The sequence below is a fragment of the Paenarthrobacter sp. 4246 genome (genome assembly GCF_040546855.1).
In the GTDB taxonomy this organism is placed as follows: domain Bacteria; phylum Actinomycetota; class Actinomycetes; order Actinomycetales; family Micrococcaceae; genus Arthrobacter.
Window position 1 is genome coordinate 372032 of sequence record NZ_JBEPOP010000002.1, and the last position, 25655, is coordinate 397686.

General features: G+C 63.4%; 19 protein-coding genes and 1 riboswitch. Of the genes, 6 read left to right on the top strand and 13 right to left on the bottom strand.

Annotated features, from left to right (window positions below):
* Positions 1-5: 5 nt before the first annotated feature.
* From ABIE35_RS04475 to speB, 11 genes are all read right to left on the bottom strand, one after another.
* Entirely contained in the window at positions 6-578 is a 573-nt protein-coding gene (locus tag ABIE35_RS04475) for a DUF1349 domain-containing protein (protein WP_502921359.1), read from the bottom strand.
* Between the two features lie 118 nt (positions 579-696).
* Complete coding sequence (locus tag ABIE35_RS04480) at positions 697-2631, bottom strand: DUF5107 domain-containing protein (protein ID WP_354512738.1); 1935 nt, start codon at positions 2629-2631, stop codon at positions 697-699.
* Position 2632: 1 nt separating this feature from the next.
* A complete protein-coding gene (locus ABIE35_RS04485; protein WP_354512740.1) occupies positions 2633-5761 on the bottom strand; it encodes a glycoside hydrolase domain-containing protein in 3129 nt (1042 codons plus the stop codon).
* Positions 5762-5904: 143 nt separating this feature from the next.
* Positions 5905-6669 (bottom strand): copper homeostasis protein CutC, encoded by a 765-nt coding sequence (locus ABIE35_RS04490; protein WP_354512742.1) that lies wholly within the window; start codon positions 6667-6669, stop codon positions 5905-5907.
* A gap of 80 nt (positions 6670-6749) precedes the next feature.
* Positions 6750-7166, bottom strand: coding sequence for an acyl-CoA thioesterase (locus tag ABIE35_RS04495; protein WP_354513028.1), 417 nt, complete (start codon positions 7164-7166; stop codon positions 6750-6752).
* Positions 7167-7240: 74 nt separating this feature from the next.
* The gene (locus ABIE35_RS04500; RefSeq protein WP_354512744.1) at positions 7241-9319 is read right to left on the bottom strand and encodes an ABC transporter ATP-binding protein; all 2079 of its coding nucleotides are present in this window, start codon (positions 9317-9319) and stop codon (positions 7241-7243) included.
* Positions 9316-11049 carry an ABC transporter ATP-binding protein gene (locus ABIE35_RS04505; RefSeq protein ID WP_354512746.1) on the bottom strand — a complete coding sequence of 578 codons (1734 nt, stop codon included), beginning with the start codon at positions 11047-11049 and terminating at the stop codon, positions 9316-9318. Before ABIE35_RS04505 ends, ABIE35_RS04500 begins: the two co-directional genes overlap by 4 nt.
* 257 nt (positions 11050-11306) lie before the next feature.
* Positions 11307-13415: an MFS transporter gene (locus ABIE35_RS04510; protein WP_354512748.1), complete on the bottom strand. Its 2109-nt coding sequence runs from the start codon at positions 13413-13415 to the stop codon at positions 11307-11309.
* 8 nt (positions 13416-13423) lie between these two features.
* Positions 13424-13906 (bottom strand): MarR family winged helix-turn-helix transcriptional regulator, encoded by a 483-nt coding sequence (locus tag ABIE35_RS04515; RefSeq protein WP_207596617.1) that lies wholly within the window; start codon positions 13904-13906, stop codon positions 13424-13426.
* Positions 13907-14115: 209 nt separating this feature from the next.
* On the bottom strand, positions 14116-15816 hold the full coding sequence (locus tag ABIE35_RS04520; protein WP_354512750.1) for a thiamine pyrophosphate-binding protein: 1701 nt from the start codon (positions 15814-15816) through the stop codon (positions 14116-14118).
* Positions 15813-16874, bottom strand: a complete 1062-nt coding sequence (gene speB / locus ABIE35_RS04525) for an agmatinase (RefSeq protein ID WP_354512752.1) — start codon at positions 16872-16874, stop codon at positions 15813-15815. Before speB ends, ABIE35_RS04520 begins: the two co-directional genes overlap by 4 nt.
* A 221-nt stretch (positions 16875-17095) precedes the next feature.
* On the opposite strand from speB, the gene ABIE35_RS04530 reads away from it, so the two are divergent.
* Complete coding sequence (locus ABIE35_RS04530) at positions 17096-19069, top strand: APC family permease (RefSeq protein WP_354512754.1); 1974 nt, start codon at positions 17096-17098, stop codon at positions 19067-19069.
* Positions 19070-19074: 5 nt separating this feature from the next.
* Here ABIE35_RS04530 and ABIE35_RS04535 read toward each other — a convergent pair whose 3' ends face one another.
* Positions 19075-19650, bottom strand: coding sequence for a helix-turn-helix domain-containing protein (locus ABIE35_RS04535; protein ID WP_354512756.1), 576 nt, complete (start codon positions 19648-19650; stop codon positions 19075-19077).
* A 266-nt stretch (positions 19651-19916) separates the two neighbouring features.
* On the opposite strand from ABIE35_RS04535, the gene ABIE35_RS04540 reads away from it, so the two are divergent.
* Both ABIE35_RS04540 and ABIE35_RS04545 read left to right on the top strand, forming a co-directional pair.
* Positions 19917-21452: a sodium:solute symporter family protein gene (locus ABIE35_RS04540; protein WP_354512758.1), complete on the top strand. Its 1536-nt coding sequence runs from the start codon at positions 19917-19919 to the stop codon at positions 21450-21452.
* A 128-nt stretch (positions 21453-21580) separates the two neighbouring features.
* Positions 21581-21700, top strand: a riboswitch (SAM riboswitch).
* 17 nt (positions 21701-21717) lie between these two features.
* Entirely contained in the window at positions 21718-22017 is a 300-nt protein-coding gene (locus ABIE35_RS04545) for a hypothetical protein (protein WP_354512760.1), read from the top strand.
* Here the strand turns inward: ABIE35_RS04545 and ABIE35_RS04550 are convergent.
* Complete coding sequence (locus tag ABIE35_RS04550) at positions 22014-22205, bottom strand: hypothetical protein (protein ID WP_354512762.1); 192 nt, start codon at positions 22203-22205, stop codon at positions 22014-22016. The genes ABIE35_RS04545 and ABIE35_RS04550 overlap by 4 nt on opposite strands.
* Before the next feature lie 232 nt (positions 22206-22437).
* Here ABIE35_RS04550 and ABIE35_RS04555 point away from each other — a divergent pair, with 232 nt between their 5' ends.
* The 3 genes from ABIE35_RS04555 to ABIE35_RS04565 all read left to right on the top strand — a co-directional run bounded on the left by ABIE35_RS04555 (position 22438) and on the right by ABIE35_RS04565 (position 25648).
* Complete coding sequence (locus ABIE35_RS04555) at positions 22438-23610, top strand: VIT1/CCC1 transporter family protein (protein ID WP_354512763.1); 1173 nt, start codon at positions 22438-22440, stop codon at positions 23608-23610.
* Positions 23611-23694: 84 nt separating this feature from the next.
* Positions 23695-24594 carry a matrixin family metalloprotease gene (locus tag ABIE35_RS04560; protein ID WP_354512765.1) on the top strand — a complete coding sequence of 300 codons (900 nt, stop codon included), beginning with the start codon at positions 23695-23697 and terminating at the stop codon, positions 24592-24594.
* 31 nt (positions 24595-24625) lie between these two features.
* Positions 24626-25648, top strand: a complete 1023-nt coding sequence (locus tag ABIE35_RS04565; RefSeq protein ID WP_354512767.1) for a matrixin family metalloprotease — start codon at positions 24626-24628, stop codon at positions 25646-25648.
* Positions 25649-25655 lie beyond the last annotated feature (7 nt).

Here is a 25655-nt window from a genome sequence, read left to right on the forward strand (position 1 = left end):
CGGCGCTAACTTCCGTCGCGCAAGTCCGCTGGAGGTTCTTCCGTCAATTCGATGGCGTCAAAACGCGCTTCACAACTCTCTCCCATGGGCGCCTGCGACATGAAACCGACGTGCACCGGTTTCTCCGAATCCAACCTGAACAGGCGGACAAAGGACCACTGCCTGCCATCGGCCGATGAGTGGAACGCCCAGGCTGGACCAACTCTGCTGACCCGCAAATAGATCCATGGCGCCGTCACCACGGGACCATTCGAATCGTCGGAATATCCGTTGGTGACCACGCTGACCACTATGGCCTCCCCTTGCGGAGAGTACTCGAAGCAGAGTTTGGCCCAGTGATCGCTGTCCGCCCACAACGTCAACACGCCGGCGTCGAACGTTGTCCTTGGCGAGGCCACCAGAACCCGGGCCGAGAGCGAAAAGGCTGCCGGCGCCCTGAAGCCCAGAGCCGTGGCCGCATGCTGCGGCTCCCCGCCCAGGGAATCGTTGGTCCAATCGACGCCGGGAGCTGCCGTGAGCGTCAGCGTCCCCTCCGCCTCGTCGTAGCTGGCATGACCGGTGGAGGAGGTCCACTCCATAGGCGGCAGTCCTGGTATTTCGGGGATCAATCCGTGCTCCGTTCGTCGTCGCTGATTCGTCCAGAACACGCTTTCAGACCTTGACCCGGATGTGCGGGAGGCCACACCGAGGCAGGGGTCAGTGCATTCCGAATTGATAAGGAGCTGGAACGGGTTCGTTCGGGCAGACTTCTTCCCAGAGGGCCGCGATGGCGTCTTCACCTTCACGAAGGTCCGGAATCTCCACGCCCTCTCGCAGGATCGCGGCTGCCGCACCGGGGTTTCCGGTTCGTGCAAGCGCCAAGGCCCTCAGGAACCGCAAACGTCCGACGCCGATCCCCTCCTTGGGTGCCGATTCGGCCAGTTCCAGCGCCGAGGCGGGGTCACCATGACGGATGCTGAGGGTGACGGCTTCTGTGAGCAAGGCTGCGTTTGAAGGGTCGCTGCCCACGCCTTTCCTGAGCTCGGCGAGCCCTTCCGCGTCTTGGCCGCCGGCGAGCAGCGCCAATCCCAGCCCACGATGTGTCGTCGCCGTAGTCCCCGGCCTGGCGTCCATGGCCAGCACCTCGCGATATCCCTTCTTGGCGCCCTCCAGATCCTGCCGGGCATGCTTCATGGTGGCCAAATGGAATTGTGCTTCGGGGCTCTCCTGCCCTGCCAGCAACTCCTCCCAGTCCTTCCCCGCGACGAAACCTGGCGCGCCGTCGAACCTCTTTCCCTGCAGCAGCGCAAGCCACGGTTCCTGCTCCCCCGTGATGCTCCCGTCCGCAAACGGCGTTCCGCTTTCGTCCACCCAGGCCCAGCCGCTCTTCTGCCGCCGGGCCCGCTCCACCACTCCCCACCCGCTGCCGTTGAGCAACAATGTCGACGGCGGGACGTCGGCGTCGGCGATGGCTGCAGGAAGCATCGCCTCGAGTTCTTCGTGCGGCAGGAGCTGTTCCAGGCGTTCGCCGGCATGTGCCACCGCGGCGGCCCAATCATCACCGTGCGAGGTCTCCGAATTCAGATGCCCGTTACCGTAGGCCTCCACCCACGCCCATGCCGCGCCGGCTGGCATCACCAGGTGTTCAAACTGCGTCTGGGCCAACCCTGCCTGGATCTCGGCATAGGGGCCGGCTCCGGGGCTCAGCCACTCCTGCCACCGTTTGCCGCCCTGTCCCTGGCCCCATACGAACAACTTCTTGCCCCGCAGGAGGTCCGTGGACAGCATCGCCAGCCCATCGCCGTCGTCGTCCGCTGCCACAACCCAACGCCGCTCGGAGGGGTCGATGTCGAAGAAGAAGTCCGCCGCGTGCGGGCTGTTGACCGGCCACGTGCCGTCATAGCCTTCGTGGCTGGTGGGCCGGACGCGGGTGATATCCGTGGTGTAGTCACTGCTGTAGGCCTCATCCGCCGGGGCGATGACGCGGGTGCGGTCGGTCTCCGGAATGGCGGCGTTGCTCCACCAATACATAGGAACGTCGTGGTCATTGGGGTTCCGCAGCCGGACGGCGGCGAACAGAACGGCTGAGTCTTTCGGCAACCAAATGTCCACCTGGAACACCACTTCCCGCAGGCGTTCGAACTCCCACATGCGCAGGATGTGCTTCCCTTCCGGGGTGTGCACGATCGCCGTGTGCAGCGGATCGCAACTGGTGGGCGAATGGCCGCGGGTCCCGATGTTCCATTCCAGTCCGCCCGCGAACCATGCCTTGCGCAGCGCGATGTTGGCCAGCTGCGGGGCGTCGTGGGTGTGGAGGAGCTGCTTGCCTGTCGCTTTGTCGAAGAGTTCCCAGATACGGCCGCCCAGCGACGGAATGACCGTCACCTTGATCTTGCTGTTTTCCAGCACGACGGCGGGCACTTCCTTGGGTGCCGCCTCCCGGCTGTAACCGTCCTGCATGAGATACGGGTACACGTTGGGCACCACACCGTAGCGGGCCGAGGCCTGCAGATCTTCAGGGACGCCCTCGCCCACCGTGTAGGGCTGGTCAAGCTCGGCAGCCACCACGGGCAAAGGGTTGAGCGGACCGAGTTCGGCCATGGTCAGGGAAATGGTGGTGACGGTGAGGGTGGAGGTTGCTGTGTCTGCCACGTCAGTATCCGATCGTGAGAAGGAGGCCGCGCTGCGGCTCAATGGTGATGGCATCGTCCGGTGAGTAGCTGGCAGCGGACTGGAAGCCGCGGATCGCCGGGGCTCTTACTACGGTGTCTTTGGTGGCGGCAGCGACGTCGTCGAATATCAACCTCACGTGCTCAGTGTGCTCGGCCCAGGAGGCCAGCGCCACCACCACTCCTTGGTCCGTGAGCCACGTGGTGGCCAGGATTCCGGGGTGGCTTGTCTTGACTGGTCCCTGGGGGTCCCAGAACCCCCGCATGGTGGCGTGTTCCAATCCATGGACTGCCCAGAACTCCCAGAGGGGGCGATTGTCCACGGCAGGTGCCCGGCCTGTCATGCCGAACACCATGCCGCGCCACGGGTTGCCACCACCTTCCAGCATTTCGCCCATGAGCCCGAACGGAATGCCGGACAGTTCCACCAGCCAATAGTCTGGATCGGTAGTGTCGTAGTCGAAGTACTCCCCCAGCCAGAGCCTGTCCACATAGGGCAATTGCTCCATGTACAGGTTGGCCGATGACGCGTATCCGTCGTGGGCTGTGAACTGGTTGGCCGAGTGGAGGTCGATCTCAGGGCCGTCCACGCCACGCGCCTCGCAAGCCTCCTGGAGGACCTTGCGGACGCGCAACATCGCGTGCCGGTCGTAGGCAATGTCGTCAAGATAGATGCCGTCGATCCCATCTTCGCCGCTGGCCAGCTCCTGCAAGCTGCGAACGTAGAAGTTCTCCCACCGGGACTCCCCCGTGGTCACCACGGCAATGTCCTCCACGTTGGGCGCGAACCAGGCGGAAACGTAGCCGTGCCCGGCATGCTCCTGGAGCCAGATGTGGCCCTTTCCTGGCCCATCGCTGAAAATCTCGTTGTCCAACTGCAACAACGGCAGCAACTCCGGGCTGTGGAATGTCAGCTCGCGCACCGTGTTGTACACCTTGGCTTTGAGCCCGTTCCGGTGACATTCGGCCACGTACTCTCGCAGCGCGTCCTGGGTCAGAAGGGGGTCATTGATATAGGGCGCAGGGGCAGTGGCGTGGTGGACGTTGACCACGGTGGCGCCGGCCGCCTTGATGTCCGCTGGGTCGGCAGGCTGGTGGAAGTACCGTTTGCCCAGGTGCTTGCCGGGTTGGATGGGCTTGAAGGGCGTCAGCAGCAGCCGGAAATCGAAGTGCAATGGCTCACCCGCATTGAGGGTCCGGGCGCCGCTGAAGGCGTGCACCGTCACTGCGCTCCCCGCAGTCCGCAGCCTAACCCCACCTCGCACCACCTCGCCCTTCCCGTCATCGGGCTGCCGGTTGGCCCACGAGGTTGGTTCAGCCAGCGGCTTCTCCCGGTAAAAGTTGGTGTTGAGTGGCCGCTCATAACCGTCATCCCGCAGGGCCAGTTGAACCCCGGCGTTGACGCCTCCCAACCAGAGCGCATCCTGGTTCTTGTCCGCCACGTCCCATGTCCAATCCAGGCTTTCCGGACGACGCCCACCCGGGACGCCCAAACCCATGGCGAGCGGCGCCGCAGCTTCAATAAAGCCAAGCTGCAGGCCGACGTCGGGCACGTCCAGAGTCCGCTCCGGGCTGAGTCGCAGCGTGTACGAAACTGCCCCATCGGCGTCGAGAACGCCGTTCAGTTCCAGCGACACCGCAGCCTTGCCATCCTTCCGGCCGGTCCAATGGCTGCGCCACGAGATACGGCCCGGACCGTCCACGGTGAAGTTGATGGGCGAGAAGCCCCAGTCGACGCCGCCCACATCCAGTTGCATCGGGGCGGCGAGAAGTTCGACGGCGGGACCATCGGTTGTGGTCACAGCTGCGGTGAACGTGGATGTCACCTGCGCCGGAAGCCCCGACGCCGCCAGCTGGAGCCGTCGGCCCAGAATCCCGAGCGTCCTGCTGGATTCGTCCAGGGTCACAGCCGTGAAGGGAGCTACCAGCCCAGCGTCCTGGGCCACCGGCGAATCCAGCCATGCGAGCCGGCGCAGAAGGCGCGGATCCCCAATGCCGCCAGCCACGATTGCAGGATCTGCCTGGTGCTCTGCTGCTACCTCCAGCACAACGTCCACTTGCTGGGACGGATGACCGGTGGAGCTGACCGTAACGGTCGCCGGCAGCGTTTCCCCGGCTGCGTTCAGAGGAACGGGCAGGATCACGAACAGCGCCTGTACACTTCCGCGCGGCACCATGAGGCTCTTCCGCCACGGCTTGCCGCAGCGATTCACGCCGTCGGTGTTGATGCAGTGCCCGCCCGCGGGCGCATCTACGTCAACGGTGACCCCGTCAAGGTCCGCCTGTGCATAGAGCCCCAGCTGGACAACGTAGTCCTCCCCCGGCTGTGCCTCCCCTTGGAAGGTGCTGGATGGGCCGTTGATCACCCAGTGGGCCGGCAGATCCCCGCGCATGGAAACAGGGTTGCGACGGTCCTCGGGGAAAAGCAGGAAAGCCTGGTTCCCGTGCTTGGCGTGGAGCCGCTCCAGCTCAACGGCGCTGGCCGTGAAGTTCATGGGAGCGAACGAGTCGCGCTCACTGGCGGCCTCGTAGCGAAGCACCATCGCTTGTGGCAGAACAGCTTCCGCTCCTGGCCTCCAGCTGGAATGCTCGACGGCGGCGGACCACGCCGGGTCCGCGGCCGGACGTCGCGGGAGGTACTCTGCTTGGGGATAGTGGGGTTTCCCCAGCATGGCGTAGGGCAAGTAATAGACGAAGTAGATCCCGGGGCCGTCGGTTGCTTCGAAAAGGATGCTTCCGGACTCCCGGGTGGCCGCTTCCAGGATCACGTTCCGGACCCTGGAACCGGTCTTTTCCGACACGACGATGACATCCACCGACGCCGGGTCCTGGTCTTGCCGACGCCACGGGAGGACCACCCTGTAGGCGTGACCTGCGCCGTGAGCCGTGGCTGATCCGGCGCCGCTTCCGCCCTGCCCCACGTCCAGGACTTCCACTATTTTCGCGACTTCCACGGCCTCCACGGCTTCCACGACGAATCGGTGATTGCCGTAGAGCAGCTTGTCCCAGTTTCCGACGCCACACTCCACTTCCGGGTGGCCTGTTGTCGTGATGTTTGGGGTGATGGTGGACGGGGACATGACGGCCGGTGAAACCGGCGTAGGCAGCGGCATCGCTGGGACTCCTGAAGGTAGCTTCCGGGGCTTGTCACCACGTTGGTGAATCCTTACATCATCCCGGCCTTCATCGGGGTCGTAAAGCGTTATTGCGATGCGTACTTACTGGGATTTCTGCCCCAAACCAGTGGACGCCCGGGTTATTTAGCGGCGGCCAGGTTCAGCGCGTTCACCATCGCCTTTGCTGCCCGGACCACTTCGCGGTCGGTGACGGTGTACGCGGTGGGGTCTGCACCGTCCTGAGCACCCAGGGAGATTGCGCCATCCCCGAGGGTGGATACCGTCTTCTTGGCGGACAAGTGAACGGCAGACAGGCCCGCAGCGTGCATGGCTGGGATGTCTTCAAGGGTCAGTCCTCCACCGGCCATGATTTCCAAAGCATCCCCGGACCGTTCTGCCATTGCAGCCAAGGTCTTCAGACCTGCACCAGCGGTGGCTTCGTGTCCGGAGGTCAGGACCCTGGTGAAGCCCAGCTCAAGGAGCTGCTCCAGCGCGGCCAATGGTTCCTTGGACTGATCGATGGCCCGGTGAAAAGTCAGCTGGGCTCCGGGGTTGGCCGTCCTGGCGGCCTCCACCAGACGCTGGATCGCGTGAACGTCCAAGTCTCCGGAAGGAGTCAGCGCCCCCACCACAACCCCGTGGGCGCCCTGCGCCAGTAGATGGCGGATCTCGTGGACCATCGTGTCCACGTCCGAGGCTGAGTACCGGAAGTCGCCGGGCCTGGAGCGAATCAACGGATGGATCTCCAGACGGCCGTCAACGTGCTCCATGCTGGCTTCCATGAGTCCCTGGCTGGGCGTGATGCCACCCAATTCCAGGCTGCTGCACAGTTCAATGCGGTGAGCTCCCTCAGCGGCAGCGGTACCTGCACCGGCCGCACTGACCACGGCAATTTCAAGTTTCATGCTGAAACTCTACGCGGAGTTTTTGTACAGGTAATGCCCCTAAGAAGGCTCCCTAAGGGCATCACCTGTACAAAAACTCGTCAGGCTTGGTAGCGCCCGAGCTTTTCCTTTTGTTCCGGGGTAAGCCTGAGGACCCGGCCGGTCTCCTCGGCGACGAAAGCCAAATGCGTGGTGGCTTTGACGCAATCCTCCCGCGTAACAGGGTCCTTGATGACGTAGTGGAGATCGAAGCTGGCGCCCTTGATGGCCCCGACCCAAATCTCCACGACGGCCGGGATGTTGCGGTATTCAAGTGTCCGGACGTACCGGACCTTATGCTCCACTACGAGGGTCATGGTGCCCTCCTCAACGTCGTTGAACAGGGCAGCCGGTGGTTCCACGCCGGGAAGGCCCGCACCGCGCGGTGGCCCGAAGGCTGCGATGCGGGCTTCCTCAAGCATGCGGACAATCTGCACGTTGTTGATGTGTCCGTAGGCGTCCATGTCACCCCAGCGCATGGGCACGAGGACCTCAATGCGCCGGGGTGACATGGAATCCCGGGTGTTCACTCCAGTGCTCAGTGAATCCGTGCTCAGCTGTGCACCGCCGTCGAGTCGTCCACTGCGGTCTCTTCCTCACCAGCAAACTGGGACATGTACAACCGGTAGTACGCACCCTGCAGGGTGAGCAGGTGGTTGTGGTTGCCCTGTTCCACGATCTTGCCGTTCTCCATCACCAAAATGGTGTCGGCGTCGCGAATGGTGGACAGGCGGTGGGCGATAACGAAGCTCGTCCGGTCCGTACGGAGCGCAGCCATGGCCTTCTGCAGCAACAGCTCGGTACGGGTATCCACGGAGCTCGTGGCTTCGTCCAGGATCAGCAGCGACGGATCTGACACGAACGCACGGGCGATGGTGATGAGCTGCTTTTCACCGGCACTGACGTTGTTGCCTTCTTCGTCGATGATGGTCTGGTAACCGTCCGGGAGCGCCCGCACGAAGCGGTCCACGTAGGTGGCCTTGGCCGCCTCCATGATCTGCTCCTCGGTGGCGTCCAGGTTGCCGTACTTGATGTTGTCGTAGATGGTCCCGCCAAAGAGCCAGGCATCCTGCAACACCATGCCCACTTTGGACCGCAGTTCAGCGCGGCTGAGGTCCTTGATGTCCACGCCGTCCAAGGTGATTCGGCCGGCGTTGAGCTCGTAGAAACGCATCACGAGGTTCACCAAGGTGGTCTTGCCGGCACCCGTGGGTCCCACAATCGCAACTGTGTGGCCAGGTTCAGCCGCAAAGGACAGGTCCTCGATGAGCGGCTTGTCCTCCACATAGCTGAACGATACGTGCTCGAACTCAACGTGGCCGTCGGTCTTGGAAGGCAGGTGACGTGTGCCGTTCTCTTCAACTTCTTCATCAGCATCAAGGAACTCGAAGACGCGCTCGGCAGAGGCCACGCCGGACTGGAGCATGTTCGCCATACCGGCGATCTGGCCCAGAGGCTGGGTGAACTCACGCGAGTACTGGATGAATGCCGTGGCGTCACCCAGGCTCATGGAGCCTGACGCAACACGGAGGCCACCCACCACGGCAATGCCGACGTAAGACAGGTAGGACACAAAGTTCATGGCCGGGAAGATGACGCCGGACACGAACTGTGCACCGAAGGAGGCTTTGTAGAGTTCCTCGTTCTTCTCGTCGAAGCGCTCCAGCATGTCGGCATCGCGCCCGAAGACCTTCACGAGGTCGTGACCGGAGAACGATTCTTCGATCTGGCCGTTCAATGCGCCGGTGTTCTTCCACTGTGCTGCGAAGAGCTTCTGGCTGCGGGCACCAATAACACCCGCCACGATGCCGGACAACGGCAGGGCGATCAACGCAATCAGCGCCAATTCCCAGGACACGATGAACATCATGACCGTGATGCCAAGGACCGTGAGCACTGAGCTGACCAACTGGGAGAACGCCTGCTGGAGGCCTTGCTGGACGTTGTCGACGTCGTTGGTCACTCGGGACAGGATGTCGCCACGCTGGCGGGTATCGAAGTAGTTCAACGGAAGCCGGTTGAGCTTGGCCTGGACGTCGTTGCGGAGCTTCTTGATGACCCGCATGACGATCCTGTTGAGCAACCACCCCTGGGCCCACAGGAAGATGTTGGCCACAAAGTACATGAGGAGCACGATCGAAATCAGGAACGTCAGCTTGGGGAAGTCGATTCCGTTGCTGAGCTCCATCTTGGAGACCATGTCCGCAAAATTGCCTTGGCCCTGCTGACGCATGAGCTCAACGAACTGCTCTTTGGAGACTCCCTCAGGAATCTGCCGGCCCACGACGCCGCCGAAAATCACGTCCATGGCATTACCCAGGACCTTGGGGGCGATCACGTTGAGGACCACCGAAACGATGACCAGCCCGATCACGATGTACACGCCTATGGCCTCTGGCTTCAGCAGGCCCATGAGCCGCTTGGCGGACGGCCAGAACTCCTTGGCCTTCTTTGCCGGGACGTCGCCGAACATGCCGCCATCGGCTTCTGAAGGGACGTATTCCTCTTCCACGAAGTCGTCGTCGTCAAGGACTTCGGTTGCTACCTCAGCCTCGGTTGTCGCCTTGGCTTCCTTTGCGGCTTGAGCCTTGGCAGCCCAGCCACGCTTCTTCTGCTGGTTCTGCTCGCTCATGCCAATTCCTCCACGCTCAGCTGGGATTCAACGATTTCCTGGTACGTGGGTGACGTCTCCAGCAGTTCGTCGTGCGTTCCGCGGTCAACGATCCTGCCGTTATCCAGAACGAGGATCTCGTCCGCATCCGCAATGGTGGAGACACGTTGGGCCACAATGATGACGGTCGCGTCCCGGGTTTTGGCCTTCAGGGCCTTACGGAGCCGGGCGTCCGTGGCGACGTCCAAGGCAGAGAATGAGTCATCAAACAGGTAGACGTTGGGTTTTGTCACCAGCGCACGGGCAATGGAAAGCCTCTGGCGTTGTCCACCGGAGACGTTGGTTCCGCCCTGGGCGATGCGCCGGTTCAGACCCGATGACTTTTCCTCCACGAAGCCCTTGGCCTGTGCGGTTTCCAGCGCATCCCACAGTTCCTCGTCAGTGGCGTCCGGCTTGCCGAAGCGCAGGTTGTGCTCGATGGTTCCGGAGAACAGATACGGCTTCTGCGGAACCGCCGATACCCGGCTGGTGATCTCCGAGGCATCCATGTCGGTGACGGGGACGCCGTCGAGCAGTACATCACCGGAGGCGACATCGTAAAGTCGCGGCAGCAGCGAAACCAGGGTGGTCTTGCCGGCACCCGTGGAGCCAATGATGGCCAGGGTCTTGCCAGGCTCGGCAGTGAAGGAAACGTTACTCAGCACCGGAGCCTCGGCACCGGGGTACTTGAAGGTCACGTCCCGGAATTCGACGCGTCCCTTCTTCTCGGCGGGAACCACCGGCGAGCTGGGGTTGTGGATGGAAGGCTCGACGTCGAGCACCTCGGCAATACGGTCTGCACAAACCGAAGCGCGGGGAATCATCATGGCCATGAACGTGCCCATCATGACAGCCATCAGGATCTGCAGCAGGTACTGGAGGAATGCCGTCAGTGCACCCACCTGCATCTCCCCGGAGTCCACGCGCTGGCCGCCGAACCAGAGAACGGCAGCAGTGGAGAGGTGGAGGATCATGCCGATGGCCGGGAACATCAGGACAAACAGGTTGCCGATTTTCACGGACACAGCCGTGAGGTCCTCATTGGCATCGCCGAAGCGCTTGGCCTCGTGGGGTTCACGCACAAACGCCCGGACCACGCGAATACCGATGATCTGCTCGCGCAGCACGCCGTTGATGGCGTCGATCTTGGTCTGCATGGAGCGGAACAGCGGCATGAGCCGGACCACGAGGTAGCCCACAACAGCCACCAGGACAGGAACGGAAACCCACACGAGCCAGGAGAGGTTGAGGTCTTCGCGGAGCGCCATGATGATGCCGCCAACGCACATGATGGGCGTGGACACCATGAAGTTCAGGCCCATGAGCACCAGCATCTGAACTTGCTGGACATCGTTGGTTCCACGGGTGATCAGTGTGGGGGCACCAAACTTGTTGACGTCCTGCGCGGAGAAACTGCTGACCTGCCGGAAGACGCTGCGGCGGAGGTCCCGACCGATCGCCATGGCAACCCGGGAACCGAAGTACACGGCGACGATGGCAGTGAGCACCTGCCCGAGGGCGACAGCGAGCATGAGCGCACCTGTCTGCCAGATGAAATCGGTGTCGCCTCGGGACACTCCCTCATCAATGATTTTGGCGTTGAGGCTGGGGAGATAGAGCGTGGCGATGGTGGACGCCAACTGAAAGATCAGCACGGCCACAATCTGCGGCAAATACGGCTTGGAGTAGCGCCGTATAAGGGTGACAAGCATGCCCACGGGTCCTTAGAAAAAGTGCGTGAATGAGATAAGAGAAGTGTTGCAGCAAGGGCTGACAGTATTAGCCTCCCTACTCTACGAAATCCGTTGCCCCGGCGAAACAACTTAAGGAAAAGATCATCCCAGCGGAGTATTTGCCGTGTCGCAGGCGCCCTGGGACAGCAGCGGGCACCAGAGCCCCCGGGACGGCAAAAGCGCCGGCTGGAATTCCAGCCGGCGCTTCCGTGCCGCCCCTCTTCAGACCGGCGGTGTCAGCCTGCGTGCTTGCCGTGGTCCGGACGGGCCTCCACGCCTTGGAGGAGCAGCAACGCCATCCGTTCCTGCTGCCGGCGTTCCCGTTTCAGGTCCTTACGGATCGCTGCGAGTTCCTCGGCGGTGTTGGCCTGCTGCTCTGCGATGGCCTGTTGTTCCCGCAACCTCGCCTGCAGTTCCACGTTGGCACGACTCAGCTGCAACTGCTGTTCGGCCAGGACGTACTGGGTGCGGGACAGTTGCTCCTGCACTTCCCTTACGTCACTTGCCGCTTGCGGGCGTTCCTGCGTGAGGATCCTGGCGAACTCAAGATCCAGGTCGGAGCCTGAGTCCTTGGTGGTCGGGCGTCCCGTGTACGGAACCTGACGTTCGCCCACCGGAACCTGACGCGCGGCACCCAAGGTTCCGGCGCCGTCGTCGTCCGCTTTCAGGCCGTCAGCCTTCAGGTCCTCCACCTTCAGTGCGTCCATCGACGCAGTGTCCAGGGACATCCCGGCGTCCGAGGATGCCGTGCCAATGAGTTCCTTCTCCGGAGCAGCATCCACGGTCCGGCGCAGCGGACGTTCCTTGATGAAGAGCACTGCCAGGAGGGCCACAACGCTGATGATCGCCGAGATGAGGAAGATCTGGGCAGTGGCATCGCCGTAAGCAGCCCTCATGATGTCGGCAACAGGAGCAGGCATATGGGCCAGGTCCATGCTGGCACCTGAGGCGCCGCCCTGAACCGGAATGCCGGCAGCTGCCATGCCCTCGACGGCCAGGTCCTTCACATGGTTGGACATGATGGCACCCAGGACGGACACGCCGATCGCGCCACCGACCGAGCGGAAGAACGCCACCGAGGCGCTGGCCGTTCCGATGTCCTTTGCCTGGACCGTGTTCTGCACGGCCAGCACCAGGTTTTGCATCAGCATGCCCAGGCCCAGGCCGAAGACGCCCGTGTAGATCGCTACGAGCCACAGTTCCGTGGTGTGGTCCATGGTTCCAGCAAAGGCCAGGCCACCAATCAGCAGGACGGAGCCGGCGATCAGGAACCTCTTCCACTTACCGAAACGGCTGATCAGGATGCCGGATGCGACGGACCCAATCAGGTTGCCGGCGATCATCGGCAGCGTCAGCAGGCCCGCCTCAGTAGGCGAGGCACCGCGGGCAACCTGGAAGTACTGCCCCAGGAAGGTGGAGGAACCGAACATGGCGATGCCGACGGCAATCGAGGCAATGATTGCCAAGGCCGTGGTGCGTTCGGAGATGATCTTCAGCGGGATAATCGGCTGCTCAACTTTGGTTTCCACGAACACCAGCACGGCCAGCAACGCTACGCCGCCACCCACCATGAGGGCTGACTGCCATGAGAACCAGTCGTAGTAGTCCGGGTTGCCGGCGAAGGAAACCCAGATCAGGAGCAGGCTCACGCCGGAGGTCAGCAGGATGGAACCGAGCCAGTCGATCTTGGCGGGGCGCTTGATGTGCTGGATCTTCAGTGTCACCTGGAGCAGGATGAGCGCGACGACGGCCAGTGGCACACAGACGAAGAACGTCCAGCGCCAGCCGAGCGGGCTGTCAACGATGAATCCACCCAACAGTGGGCCACCGGCCGTGCCCACTGCCATGACGGCACCCATGTAGCCGGAGTATTTGCCACGATCGCGCGGCGGGATCATGGAACCGATGATGGCCTGCGCCAAGGCGGTAAGGCCACCCATCGCTACACCTTGGATGACACGGGCGGTCAGCAGCAGCGGGATGGTTTCGGACAGGCCTGCCATCACCGAGCCGGCCACGAAGATGATGATGCTCAGCTGGACCAGGAGCTTCTTGTCGAAGAGGTCCGCGAGCTTGCCCCAAATGGGCGTGGTGGCTGCGTTGGCGAGCAGCGCAGCCGTGATGACCCAGGCGAAGTCGGTTTGGGTGCCCTTGAGCTCGGACATGATGGTGGGCAGGGCGTTGGCAACAATGGTGCTGCTGAGGATCGCCGTGAAGAAGGCCGCCAGGAGGCCGGTGAGGGCTTCCATGATCTGCCGGTGGGTCATGGGCGCGGCGGTCTTGCTGGCCGCGGGGCTCACTGAGGCGTCCACCGCCTTGGTGTTCTGAACTGCTGGTGTGGCCATGGTGGCTCCTAAGCTGTCTGGTGTGTTGTGATGGAGCCGGCCGCCGTTGCCCGGATTGAGTCCTTGAGGGACACAGTGAGTTTGTTGATGACCTGGGAGGCCTCGAGGGCGTCTGCCTCGCTCCAATCCGCCAGGTAATCCCGCAGTCTCACGCTGCGTTGTTCTTCGAATTCGCGCAGCTTGGCCGCGCCGCTCTCTGTCAGTGCGAGGAGCTGGGCCCGGCCGTCTGCTGGATCCGGTCGCCGCACCACAAAGCCAAGGTCCTCCAGCTCGGTGACATGCCTGCTCAGGACAGGGGCGCTGACGCCCAGGCGCGTGGCCAGTTGGGTAGCCCGTGCCTCCCCCTCGCCAATGAACCGCATGACTCCCTGGAGCGCCATTCCGACGTCGGGAACGCGGGCCATGTGGGCGGTCACCACGCAGCGCAGCGTGCGCTGGAGATCGAAAATTTGATGCACAAGATCAGTTGCCGTGGCAGAACCGACGGACATGGGAAAGCACCCCTCTTTTTTGTTTGCCTAAAGCAACTATAACTCAGATTGATTGCTTTGGGAAACTAAAGATGCTGGGGCTCGTGTTGTGGGGCCCGCTTCACGCCCTAATTCCCGGATTGGGGGCGCAGCGCGGGCCCCTCAACGCAAGCAGCCCCCGCACGGTATTCCGTGCAGGGGCTGCAATGGCGTTACTTAGTCACGGCTCTTTAGTCCAAATGCGTGGGGCCGAACATCTTCAGCAGTGTTTCAACCACGACGACGTTGGGGCCGTCCGCTGCGAAGGACGCCTTAAGTGCGTCCCCCACTTCTTCCGGGGCTACCCGGCGGGCCGGGACACCGAAGGACTCGGCGAGCTTGACGAAGTCCGGACGGGCTAGCTCGGTGGCCGTGGCCTGGCCGAAGGCACCCACCATGTACTCGCGCAGGATGCCGTAGCCGCCATCGTCCACGATCAACCAGGTGACCGGGACGTTGTGCTGCTTAGCCGTGGCAAGCTCGGAAATGGAGTACATGGACGAACCGTCACCGGAGACAGCCAGCACACGGCTTGGCTTGCCGGTGGTTTCCAACCCGACGGCACCACCGATTGCCGCGGGGAAGCCGTAGCCAAGTCCACCTGCGCCTTGGGCGGAGTGGAACTGGCCCTGGCGGGCGTCCCAGCAGCTCCAGCCCCAGTACGCGGAGATGGTCATGTCCCAGAACGTCTGCATATCGGCCGGGACAGCCTCGCGGATGTCGGCCATGAACTTCAGTTCCTTGGCCAGATCCTGCGATTCCAGGCGTGCTTTGACCTTGGCCAGGGATTCCTTGACCACGTCTTCCGGACGGGCGCCGTGCCAGGAACGCTGGGTGGCTTCAGCCGCACCTGCAGCTGCCAGGGCTTCATCCAGGGCTGCGAGGGCCTGGCCGGCGTCGGCACGGATGCCCAGGCCAGGCCTGTTGGATTCCAGGACCCGCGGTTCGGCGTCGATCTGGATGATCCTGCCGCGGGGTTCGAACGTGAAGTAGTTCGAGGTCACTTCACCCAAGGATGAGCCAATGACGATCAATACGTCAGCGTCTTCCAGGACATCGGTCATGTACCGGTCCTCGATCCACGACTGCAATGACAGCTCATGGGTCCACGGGAACGCACCGTTGCCGCCTGGAGTGCAGATCACCGGCGCGCGCAGCTGCTCGGCAATGGAGAGCAGCGACTTCTCGGCCCGGCCACGACGGGTACCGCCGCCTGCGATGATCGCCGGACGTTCCGCCGTCGCAAGCCACTTCACGGCCTCGCGGATCAACTCGACGCGCGGCGGGTTATCGAATGCCTCGGCGAGCGCGTCCTCTACCGGCGGGACCATGATGGGATCCAGCAGGACGTTCTGCGGGATTTCGATCCAGACCGGGCCCTGCGGGGAGGAGATCGCCTCGGTCCAGGCGTCCTGGATGGCGGACGGGATGCCCGAGGCGTGCTGGATCAGTCGCTGGCTCTTGGTGACGTTGGCCGCCGATGCCTTCTGGTCATCAAGCTGGTGCAGCATGCCCTTGCGGCGAGCGCCCAGGCCGTCCAGCGGGATCTGGCTGGCAACAACCACCATGGGAACGCCGGTGGCGTAAGCCTCCTGGAGACCTGCCAGGGACGTCAGCGCGCCGGGACCCGTGGACAGGAACAGCACGCCCACCTCACCGGTTGCGCGGGAGTAGCCGTCGGCTGCGAAGGCCGAGTTGTTCTCCACCCGGGAAGAAACGAAGTGCAGGTTTCCGCGGCCCATGGCATCAAACAAACCCAGCGCGTGCTGGCCCGGGATACCGAAAACGGTCTTGGCACCCAAGGCCTCAAGGGTCTCGACAACGAGGTCCCCGCCGTTGCGCTGGTTGGTCCCCTTGGTGGGAGCTGCAGTGCCGGGATCGAAATCAATCATCGCTGGTCTCCCGTTGCCTTGGCGAGCTCTGCGATGCGGGCGCCCAGTGCCTGCTGTGCGTAACCGTTGGGGGCACCTTGGCGGTCGCCTTCGACGGCGTTGTCCGCCATGAGGGTCACGAGCTCGTATGCGACGTGGCTGCCTGCAACACCGGTGATTTCTGCGTGGTCATACGCCGGAGCAACTTCAACGATGTCCGCGCCAACGAGGTTCATGCCGCGGAAGCCACGGATGATTTCGAGGAGTTCGCGGCTGGTGATGCCGCCGGCTTCAGGGGTGCCGGTGCCCGGGGCGTGGGCCGGGTCCAGGACGTCAATGTCCACGGAGATGTACAGCGGACGGTTGCCGATGCGGTCGCGGATCTTGGCCACCGTTTCCAGCACGCCCTGGTAGTAGACATCTGCGGAGGTGACAATTCCAAAGCCGAAGCGGTGGTCGTCGTCGAGGTCCTTCTTGCCGTACAGCGGACCGCGGGTACCCACGTGGCTGATGGCTTCGGTGTCCAGGATGCCTTCCTCTACGGCGCGGCGGAAGGGCGTGCCGTGCGTGTACTCGGCGCCGAAGTAGGTGTCCCAGGTGTCCAGGTGTGCGTCGAAGTGAAGCATGGCGATTGGCTCACCGGCGCGCTCCGCGGCTGCACGGAGCAGGGGCAGGGCAATGGTGTGGTCGCCGCCCAGGGTGACCAGCTTGCTGCCGTTTGCCGTGAGGTCCAGGGCGTTCTGCTGGATGGTTTCGATGGCCTCGTTGATGTTGAACGGGTTCACGGCCATGTCGCCGGCGTCGGCAACCTGGATGTTCTCGAACGGGCTGACGTCCCAGGCGGGGTTGTACGGGCGCAACAGACGGCTGGCCTCACGTACGTGATTGGCGCCGAATCGCGCGCCGGGACGATAGGAAACGCCGGAGTCGAAGGGGACGCCTACAACGGTGACATCGGCCTTGGCCACTTGATCGAGGCGGGGCAGGCGGGCGTAGGTGGCGGCACCGGCATAGCGCGGGATGCGGGACGAATCGATGGGACCAAGGTTGCCATTGGCCTCAATACGGAGCTCTTCCAAAATGCGCCACTCCTTAGTGGATAGCTGGGATGACTGTGACACCCATCATACACTCAAAGTTTCCTAATATGCATCACCTGTTTACAAGTCGGATTTGACGGCGTGCGTCATGAGATGCCGGTCACAGTGGGCGTAAAGATTCCATAAAAACCGGGGTCCCGGCGTCGAACGCGGCCATACGCTCCTTGCGGAAGCAGCACCGTGCTGCACGAAAGGACACAGTGACCACCTTGTCGAGGCCTCCGGCCGATCCGGCCAACCGGCCAAAGAATTCCTTCAAGCTCAAGCCCTGGCTGCTGGAGGGAATGCCGGACACCTCGGGCAAGAGGCAAGGCCCCCACGGCCGCCCGTCGGACGCTCACAAGCCGCAAGCCTGGTGGAAGGTCATGTGCCTCACCGGCTTGGACTACTTCTCCACGCTTGGCTACCAGCCCGCCATCGCCGCACTGGCAGCGGGCCTGCTGTCCCCCTTGGCCACCCTGCTCCTGGTGGTGGCAACCTTGGCCGGCGCACTGCCGGTCTACCGACGCGTGGCCCGCGAGAGTCCTCGCGGCGAAGGCTCCATCGCCATGCTGGAACGGCTCCTCCCCCGCTGGGGCGGCAAGCTCTTCGTCCTGGCCCTCCTGGGGTTCGCCGCCACGGACTTCATGATCACCATCACGCTCTCAGCTGCCGACGCCACAGCCCACTTGATCGAGAACCCCTTCGCGCCGCACTTCCTCGAAGGCCAGCAAGTTGTCATCACCCTGGCCTTGATCGCCGGCCTGGGCGTGGTCTTCCTTCGCGGATTCAAGGAAGCCATCAACGTGGCAGTAGTACTGGTGGCAGCGTTCCTGGCACTGAACCTTGTGGTCATCGTCGTATCCATGACCCATCTCTTCACCGAAGCCGGAGTCATTACCGACTGGTGGACCGCCCTCACCACCTCCCACGGCGACGCCATCATGATGATCGCCCTGGCCCTTCTGGTCTTCCCACGCCTGGCACTGGGTCTTTCCGGATTTGAAACCGGCGTGGCCGTCATGCCCCAGATCAAGGGACACGCCACGGACACCGAAGCCAACCCAGCCGGCCGGATCAAGGGCGCCCACAAGCTCCTCACCACCGCCGCCATCATCATGAGCTCATTCCTCATCACCTCCAGCTTCACCACCGTCATGCTGATTCCAGCCGCCGAGTTCCAGGACGGCGGCAAGGCAGAAGGCCGTGCGCTCGCCTACCTTGCCCACAAGTTCCTCGGCGACGGCTTCGGAACCGTCTACGACGTCAGCACCATCGCCATCCTCTGGTTCGCCGGAGCGTCCGCCATGGCCGGTCTGCTCAACCTCGTTCCTCGGTACCTGCCCCGCTACGGCATGGCTCCGGCCTGGGCCCGGGCACTGCGCCCGTTGGTCCTGGTGTTCACTGTGATCGCTTTCATCGTCACCATCATCTTCCAGGCCGACGTCAACGCACAGGGTGGCGCGTATGCAACCGGCGTTCTGGTCCTGATCACCTCTGCTTCCATCGCAGTCACCCTGTCCGCAAAGCGAAAGAAGCAACGCGGCCAGTTCATCGGCTTCGGAATCATCTCCCTCGTCTTCATCTACACCACAGTGGTCAACTCGATCGAGCGGCCTGACGGCCTGAAGATCGCGGCACTCTTCATCCTGGGCATCATGGTGGTCAGCTTCATATCCCGCATGCGGCGCGCCTTCGAACTCCGGGCCACCCACATCAAAATGGACGAGAAAGCCCTGGAATTCACCGCCAACGCTTCCGAGGGACCTGTCCGGATCATCGCGCATGAACCCAAACACCTCAGCGCCAGCAGATACCGCGAGAAGCTCCAGCACGCGCAGCAGGCCAGCCACCTGCCCGTCGACTGCGACGCCGTCTTCATCGAGGTCATCGTGGATGACAGCTCGGACTTCGAACAGGAACTCCAGGTTGTGGGCAAGACCCGGCACGGTTTCAAGATCCTTGAAGTACACAGCAACAACGTCCCCAACACGGTGGCGGCCGTGCTGCTCCACATCCGCGACGTCACTGGATTCATGCCCCACATCTACTTCCGTTGGACCGAGGGCAACCCGATCTCCAACCTCAGCAAGTTCCTGTTCTTCGGAGAAGGAGAGATCGCGCCGGTGACCCGTGAAGTGCTGAGGGAGGCCGAGCCGGACATCACCCGCCGGCCGTGGGTGCACGTGGGCTGACCGCCCTAGCGGCTCGCCGCCGGCACCAGCACCCAGAGCACCTCGACGGTCTCATCCGTGGGATTGATCCAGGTGTGTGGCTCGCGGCCGGGGAAGGAAAGAGTGTCCCCTTCTTCGAGGTCGTACGCTTCGTTGGTCAGGATGAGCTTGATCCTGCCCTTGACCACGTGCAGGACATCGACGTCGCAGTCAACGGCGTAGAGTTCGTTTTCCCCACGGCCCCGTGGCTCAATGGTGGCCTGCAAAATCTGGAGCCGGCGCTCAGAGCGGGCCGTCAGCAACCGCTCCACGATGCCCTGACCCCCCAGGGAGATGCGGGGGCCGTCGTCGCGCCTGGTCAGGTGCGTCTCCGGGGCGGCGAATAAATCACCCACAGAGACCGACAACACCTGGCACAGGGTGACCAGAGAAGCGACCGAGGGCGATGTCAGGTCACGCTCCACGCGGCTGAGGAAGCCCTTGGTCAGCCCGGTAGCATCAGCCACTTGCTCAATGGTGAGGCGCTGCGCCTGCCGGGCTGCGCGGATTCTGGAACCGATGGCAACAGGAACATTGCTCGGTTCAACGGGGAGAGCCTTCATTCACGAACCTTTCAGGCCTGTCATATGGCCCTGTCATTGGAGCAATAGTAGCCGGGAGACGGGCGAACAGGACCAGAATCGGCGGAACCATGACCAAAGCATCTTGACTGTTACTCCGATCACAACATATCCTCATAGGCAACAAGTGTTGTCTGTGAGGCACACAACACTCACCCAATCTCCAACCATCAGCACAGAGACTTCGACGCTTCGCAGGAGTATCGTCGAAAACCCCAACCTCCGTGCATCAGCTCCAAGGACCGTTCATGGAATCTTCGGCTATTAACATCGCAATCGTGGTGGTGTACCTGCTCGCCATGCTGGCATTCGGCTGGTGGGGCAAGTCCCGCACCAAGAACAACAGCGACTTCCTGGTGGCCGGCCGCCGCCTGGGACCGTTCCTTTACACCGGCACCATGGCCGCTGTGGTCCTCGGTGGCGCTTCCACCGTGGGCGGCGTCGGCCTCGGTTACAAGTTCGGCATCTCCGGCATGTGGCTGGTGGTGGCCATCGGCGCAGGCGTGCTGCTGCTCAGCCTCCTGTTCGCCGGCACCATCCAGCGCCTGAAGATCTACACGGTCTCCCAGATGCTGAGCCTTCGCTACGGCAGCAGGGCCACGCAGACCTCCGGCATCGTCATGCTGGCGTACACGCTCATGCTCTGCGCTACGTCCACCGGCGCCTACGCCACCATCTTCGTGGTGCTCTTCGACTGGGAGCGCTGGCTTGCCATCGCCGTTGGCGGCGCGATCGTCCTGGTTTACTCCACCATTGGCGGCATGTGGTCCATCACGTTGGCCGACCAGGTTCAGTTCATCATCAAGACCGTAGGCATCTTCTTCCTGATGCTCCCGTTCGTCCTGAACGCTGCCGGCGGCATGGACGGCATCCGTGAGCGCCTTGACGACACCTTCTTCCAGATCGATGGCATCGGTGCCCAGACCATCATCACGTACTTCGTGGTCTACACACTGGGCCTCCTGATCGGTCAGGACATCTGGCAGCGCGTCTTCACTGCCAAGACCCCCGCTGTTGCCCGTTGGGGCGGAGCCACGGCCGGTATCTACTGCATTCTCTACGGCATCGCCGGCGCCCTGATCGGCTTGGCTGCCCGGGTGGCATTGCCGGACATCGATGTCACCAACCTCGGCAAGGACGTAGTGTACGCAGAGGTGGCAACCCACATCCTGCCCGTCGGCATCGGCGGCCTGGTCATGGCCGCGGCTGTTGCAGCCATGATGTCCACCGCTTCCGGCGCCCTGATTGCCGCAGCCACGGTGGCACGTGCGGACGTTGTCCCGTTCGTGGCCAGCTGGTTCGGCAAGACCATCAACACCGATGACAGCGAAAACCCCGAGCACGACGTCAAAGCAAACCGCTACTGGGTTCTTGGACTCGGCATCGTGGCAGTACTGATTTCCATGGCGGCACAGGACGTGGTGATTGCCCTCACCATCGCCTACGACATCCTGGTGGGTGGCCTCCTGGTCGCAATTCTGGGCGGTTTGGTGTGGAAGCGCGGCACGGGTATTGCCGCTGCATGGTCCATGGCAGTGGGATCGGTGCTGACGCTGACCCTGCTGATCCTCTTCGCCTTGGGCGTCATTCCGAGCGCGGACGGCGTCTACGCCAACGAACCGATCTACTACGGTCTCGCCGCTTCGTTCATCGCCTACGTAGTGATTTCACTGCTCACCCCGCCCACTGATCCCGCGGTCCGCGAGGCCTGGGACAAGCGCGTTGCTGGTGCCGTCTCCGAGGAACTCCCGCCTGAGGCCCACCCGGTCAGCAGCCACAAGTAACCCTGCACGTAACAGAGCAAAGTTCGACGGCGGCGCCTCCCCTTTTCGGGGCGGCGCCGCCTTTGTTTTGTCCCCAGGAACAGGGCGCCCCAACTTGCTGGGGTAGCCCTGCGGTAAGGTGGTCCCAGCTTCAAGAGATGTGGTGCCAAGCTCCGACTGGCCACACACCAACCCCATGTTCACGGGTGGTTCGGATGAGGAAGCGGCCCGTCCCGGACCAGAGACAACCGAGCGGGCAAGAGCACTCCCCCAAAGGAGCAGTCCCTTGCCGTACCAAGGCGATACCACCCCGGCTACAAGTACCCCGGTACAAACAGACACGCACAAGGTCGCGGTGATTCCCGCCGTCGACCTCTTCCTGGGCACGGTGACCATCACTGCCAAGGCCGGAACCCGGCGTTTCGGACATCCTCAACCACGCTTGATCGCCCAAGCATTGGCCCAAGCGGTGCGGCCGACCCTCTGGTGTGGTGCGTCAAGAACCCTAACGGTGACTGTCGCGGCGGCCGGCAAACGCGCGGGTCTGCAGCTTCATTACACACTCAGCCGCGAGGAGCCCGCCTAGATTTCCTCGTCTTCTTCGCGGAATTCCTCGGTTTCGTCGATGGGGACCACACGTTCGTCATCCTCGGAGGCGTCCACCTCTTCCACCCAGGCCTCGTCCACTTCCTGGTTCTCGGCATAGTCGTAGGCCGGATCTGACTCAATAGTGGTCCGTTCCGGGTAGTTGGCGTGTGATTCGGTGGTGTCCATGGTGCAACCTCCGTCTCGTGGGCCGCTCAAGCCCTGTTGAACGTGCGCGGGGTGGGCCCCCGCCCCTGTCCTTCCATCTGAGCACCGGGTCAGGCGAGGGTCAAGGACGGCCGGAAATTACGGTGCACCGAACATTCCAAGTGAGGAATACCAGCCAAAAAACCGCGCAGATAAGCGGTACAGTGGGGCGTGCAATGGGGCCGCAACTACCCCACCCAGCACAGGAGAGAAAGTGCAACAGCACCAGGAATCCCCCGGTTCGTCGAGCCCAGCTCCGGACCCCACCCCCGAATCGGCAGTCCCCGAGAACGTCGGAACGCAACCCGTGCCACCCTCGCACGCCGACATCCGCAGATGGCGCCAGTACCTCGCCGATGAGCGCGCCGAGGCAGCCGTCTACCGCGAACTCGCCCAGAGGCGCGAGGGCGAAGAACGCCAAATTCTGCTGGCCCTGGCCGAAGCCGAAGGCCGGCACGAGGCCCACTGGCTCAAGCTCCTGGGTGAGCACGCCGGAATGCCCAAGGCCGCATCAACGCGCAGCCAGTTGCTGGGCTTCCTGGCCCGCAACTTCGGGTCGGTCTTTGTGCTGGCCCTGGCCCAACGCGCAGAAGGCCGCTCCCCGTACGGCTCCGAACCCGCCGCAACACCCGCCATGGTGGCTGACGAACAGATCCACGAAGAGGTGGTCAGGGGACTGGCCACCCGTGGTCGGAACCGGCTCTCCGGTACCTTCCGCGCCGCGGTCTTCGGCGCCAACGACGGTTTGGTGAGCAACCTTTCGCTGGTCATGGGCATGGCCGCCACCGGCGTACCCAGTCCGGTGGTGCTGATGAGCGGTGTGGCAGGTCTTTTGGCGGGCGCACTGTCCATGGGCGCCGGTGAGTACGTCTCGGTGCGCTCCCAGCGGGAACTACTCAACGCGACCCTGCCCACCCAAGCCACTCTCACGGCTGCACCGTCGTTGGACATCGAGCACAACGAATTGGTGCTGGTGTATCTTGCCCGCGGCATGACGCGTGAGGCCGCTGAGCATCGCGCCGCAGAGCGCATGGGCCTGTTCAGCTGTGACTGCGATCCCAGCCTCTCCCTGCAGCCTGAGAAGCCCGCCGGTGACGAGCACGAATCCGTCGGTTCGGCATGGGGTGCAGCGATGTCCAGCTTCTGCTTCTTCGCTTCCGGTGCCATCGTTCCCATCCTGCCCTTCATCTTCGGAATGACGGGCATTGCCGCCTTGATGGTGGCCGGTGTACTGGTGGGCATCGCGCTTCTGGCGACCGGCTCCGTCGTGGGCTTGCTGTCCGGGACGTCGCCGCTGAGCCGCGGGCTGCGCCAGCTCGCGATCGGCCTGGCAGCGGCTGCCGCCACTTACGGGTTGGGCCTGGTGTTCGGGGCAACCATCGTCTAGTTTGGACGGCTCCCCCCGCAGCCCGTAATGTTGGTTCGTCCTCCGCGCTGCCCCGCGTGACCAGGGCGTGAGGAATGGAGAACCGTGGACTCGGAGCGGGAAACGCGTGCGCCAAAGCACCGGCGTGCCAGCACGGCCTGGCGCATCCTCCGTGGCGTGCTCATGGCCGGAATTGCCGCTGTGGTGGCAGTGTTGGTCAGCGGATTCCTGCATGGAGACCCGCGGATCACCGCCCTTTTTCCCGGTGTGAGCGTCCCTGGTGCCGCGCACGACGGGCGACCAGGGCAGAAGCAAACGGCACCTGCACGTGCGGCAGACGCCCCGCCACCCGGATTTGAGGAGGCGGACGCCCCGCTGGCTTCGCCGAAGGCGCCGGAAACTACCAACAATTCGTATAAGTTCCTGGCTACCAACGACGACGGCACTCCGGTGGGGTACTCGCCGTGCCGCCCGCTGCACTACGTGGTGAACGAAGCGTCCGCGCCGGAGGGTTCCGATGCACTGCTGGAGACAGCGATCGCGAATGTCTCCGCCGCTTCCGGAATTCAGTTCGTCAACGACGGCACCACCGACGAGTTGCCGGTAGACCGACGGGAGCCATACCAGCCGGCCAAGTACGGCGACCGCTGGGCTCCCCTGCTGATTTCGTGGACCACGCCGGAGGCCGCACCGGCGTTGGCGGACAAAGTCATTGGTACGGGCGGCAGCACCATGTACTCACTCAACAACGGACCCAAAAGCTACATCACGGGCAGCCTGGAGCTGGACACCCCGCAGGTCGCCGAACTCCTCGCTGATCCTGAAGGCGCCGACTACGTCCTGGCGGTCATGCAGCACGAGCTGGGGCACGTCATGGGTTTGGACCACGTTGATGATCCGGTCCAACTCATGTACCCGGAAATTGGCGCCCCTGACGGCCTTGCGGCCGGCGACCTGACCGGACTGCACCTCCTTGCCTCGGCCCCCTGCCGCGAGGACATCTAACAGCCGGTTCAGGGGGCCATGGACTCCCGGCGTGTCCGGACTTATGCTGGCGACTACGGTCGACGGCGGCGCCCCACCTCCCGTCGCGGCCTCCACGTCAGGGGGTTCCATGGAACCTAACGGGTCGCCCCAGTGGCAGGACCCCGATCCCCTTCGCCCCCATGATCCTCCGCATGGCCCCTACCGGCCCGGGCCCACGCTGCCACCGGCACCAGCACGGCCGATCAAGCACAGCAGCATCGCCGCCATCCTGTTCTTCCTGGGCATCCTCGGCTTGGTCTGCGCGGGGGCGTATTTCAGCGGCGACCTTCAGCGGTTCCTGTACGGCTCCTCCGCCACGCAAAGCCAGGCACCCCGGCCCGGGTTGGTTCCGTTCGGGCAGCGCCAAGAACCCGTGCCCGGCTTGGAAGAAGCCGATGCACCACTGGGAACTCCGGCACCAGTGAACCGGACCAGTACCTCATACAAGTTTCTCGCCGTGAAGGAGGACGGCACTCCCCTGGCCTACTCCCCGTGCAGGCCCATCCACTACGTGGTCAACGCGGATCTCGGGGATCCGTCCTGGCAGCCACTGGTGGACGAGGCCATTCGCCAAGCCAGCGTAGCCACCGGATTGAAGTTCGTCTTCGACGGCCCCAGTTCCGAGGTCCCATCCACCAACAGGCAGGGATACCAGCCCGCCAGGTACGGTGACCGATGGGCGCCAGTCCTGATCGCGTGGAGCACTCCGGAGCAGGTACCGCGCTTGACCGGCCAAACCGTGGGTTTGGGAGGGAGCTCCTCAATTGGCCTGAGCGACGGCTACAAGGCCTATGTCACCGGTACGGTGTCCTTGGACGCACCGCAGTTCGCCGGCATCGTGGACACCCCCGAGGGCAAGGAGATCGGCGTAGCGGTGATCATGCATGAGCTGGGACACCTGCTGGGCCTTGACCACGTGGACGATCCCCGGCAACTGATGTTTGACCAGGCTTCCTGGGTCCGCCAGTACGCTGCCGGCGACAGGACCGGCCTGGCCCAACTCGGCTCGGGTCCCTGCAGCAAGGACTTCTAGCTGCGCC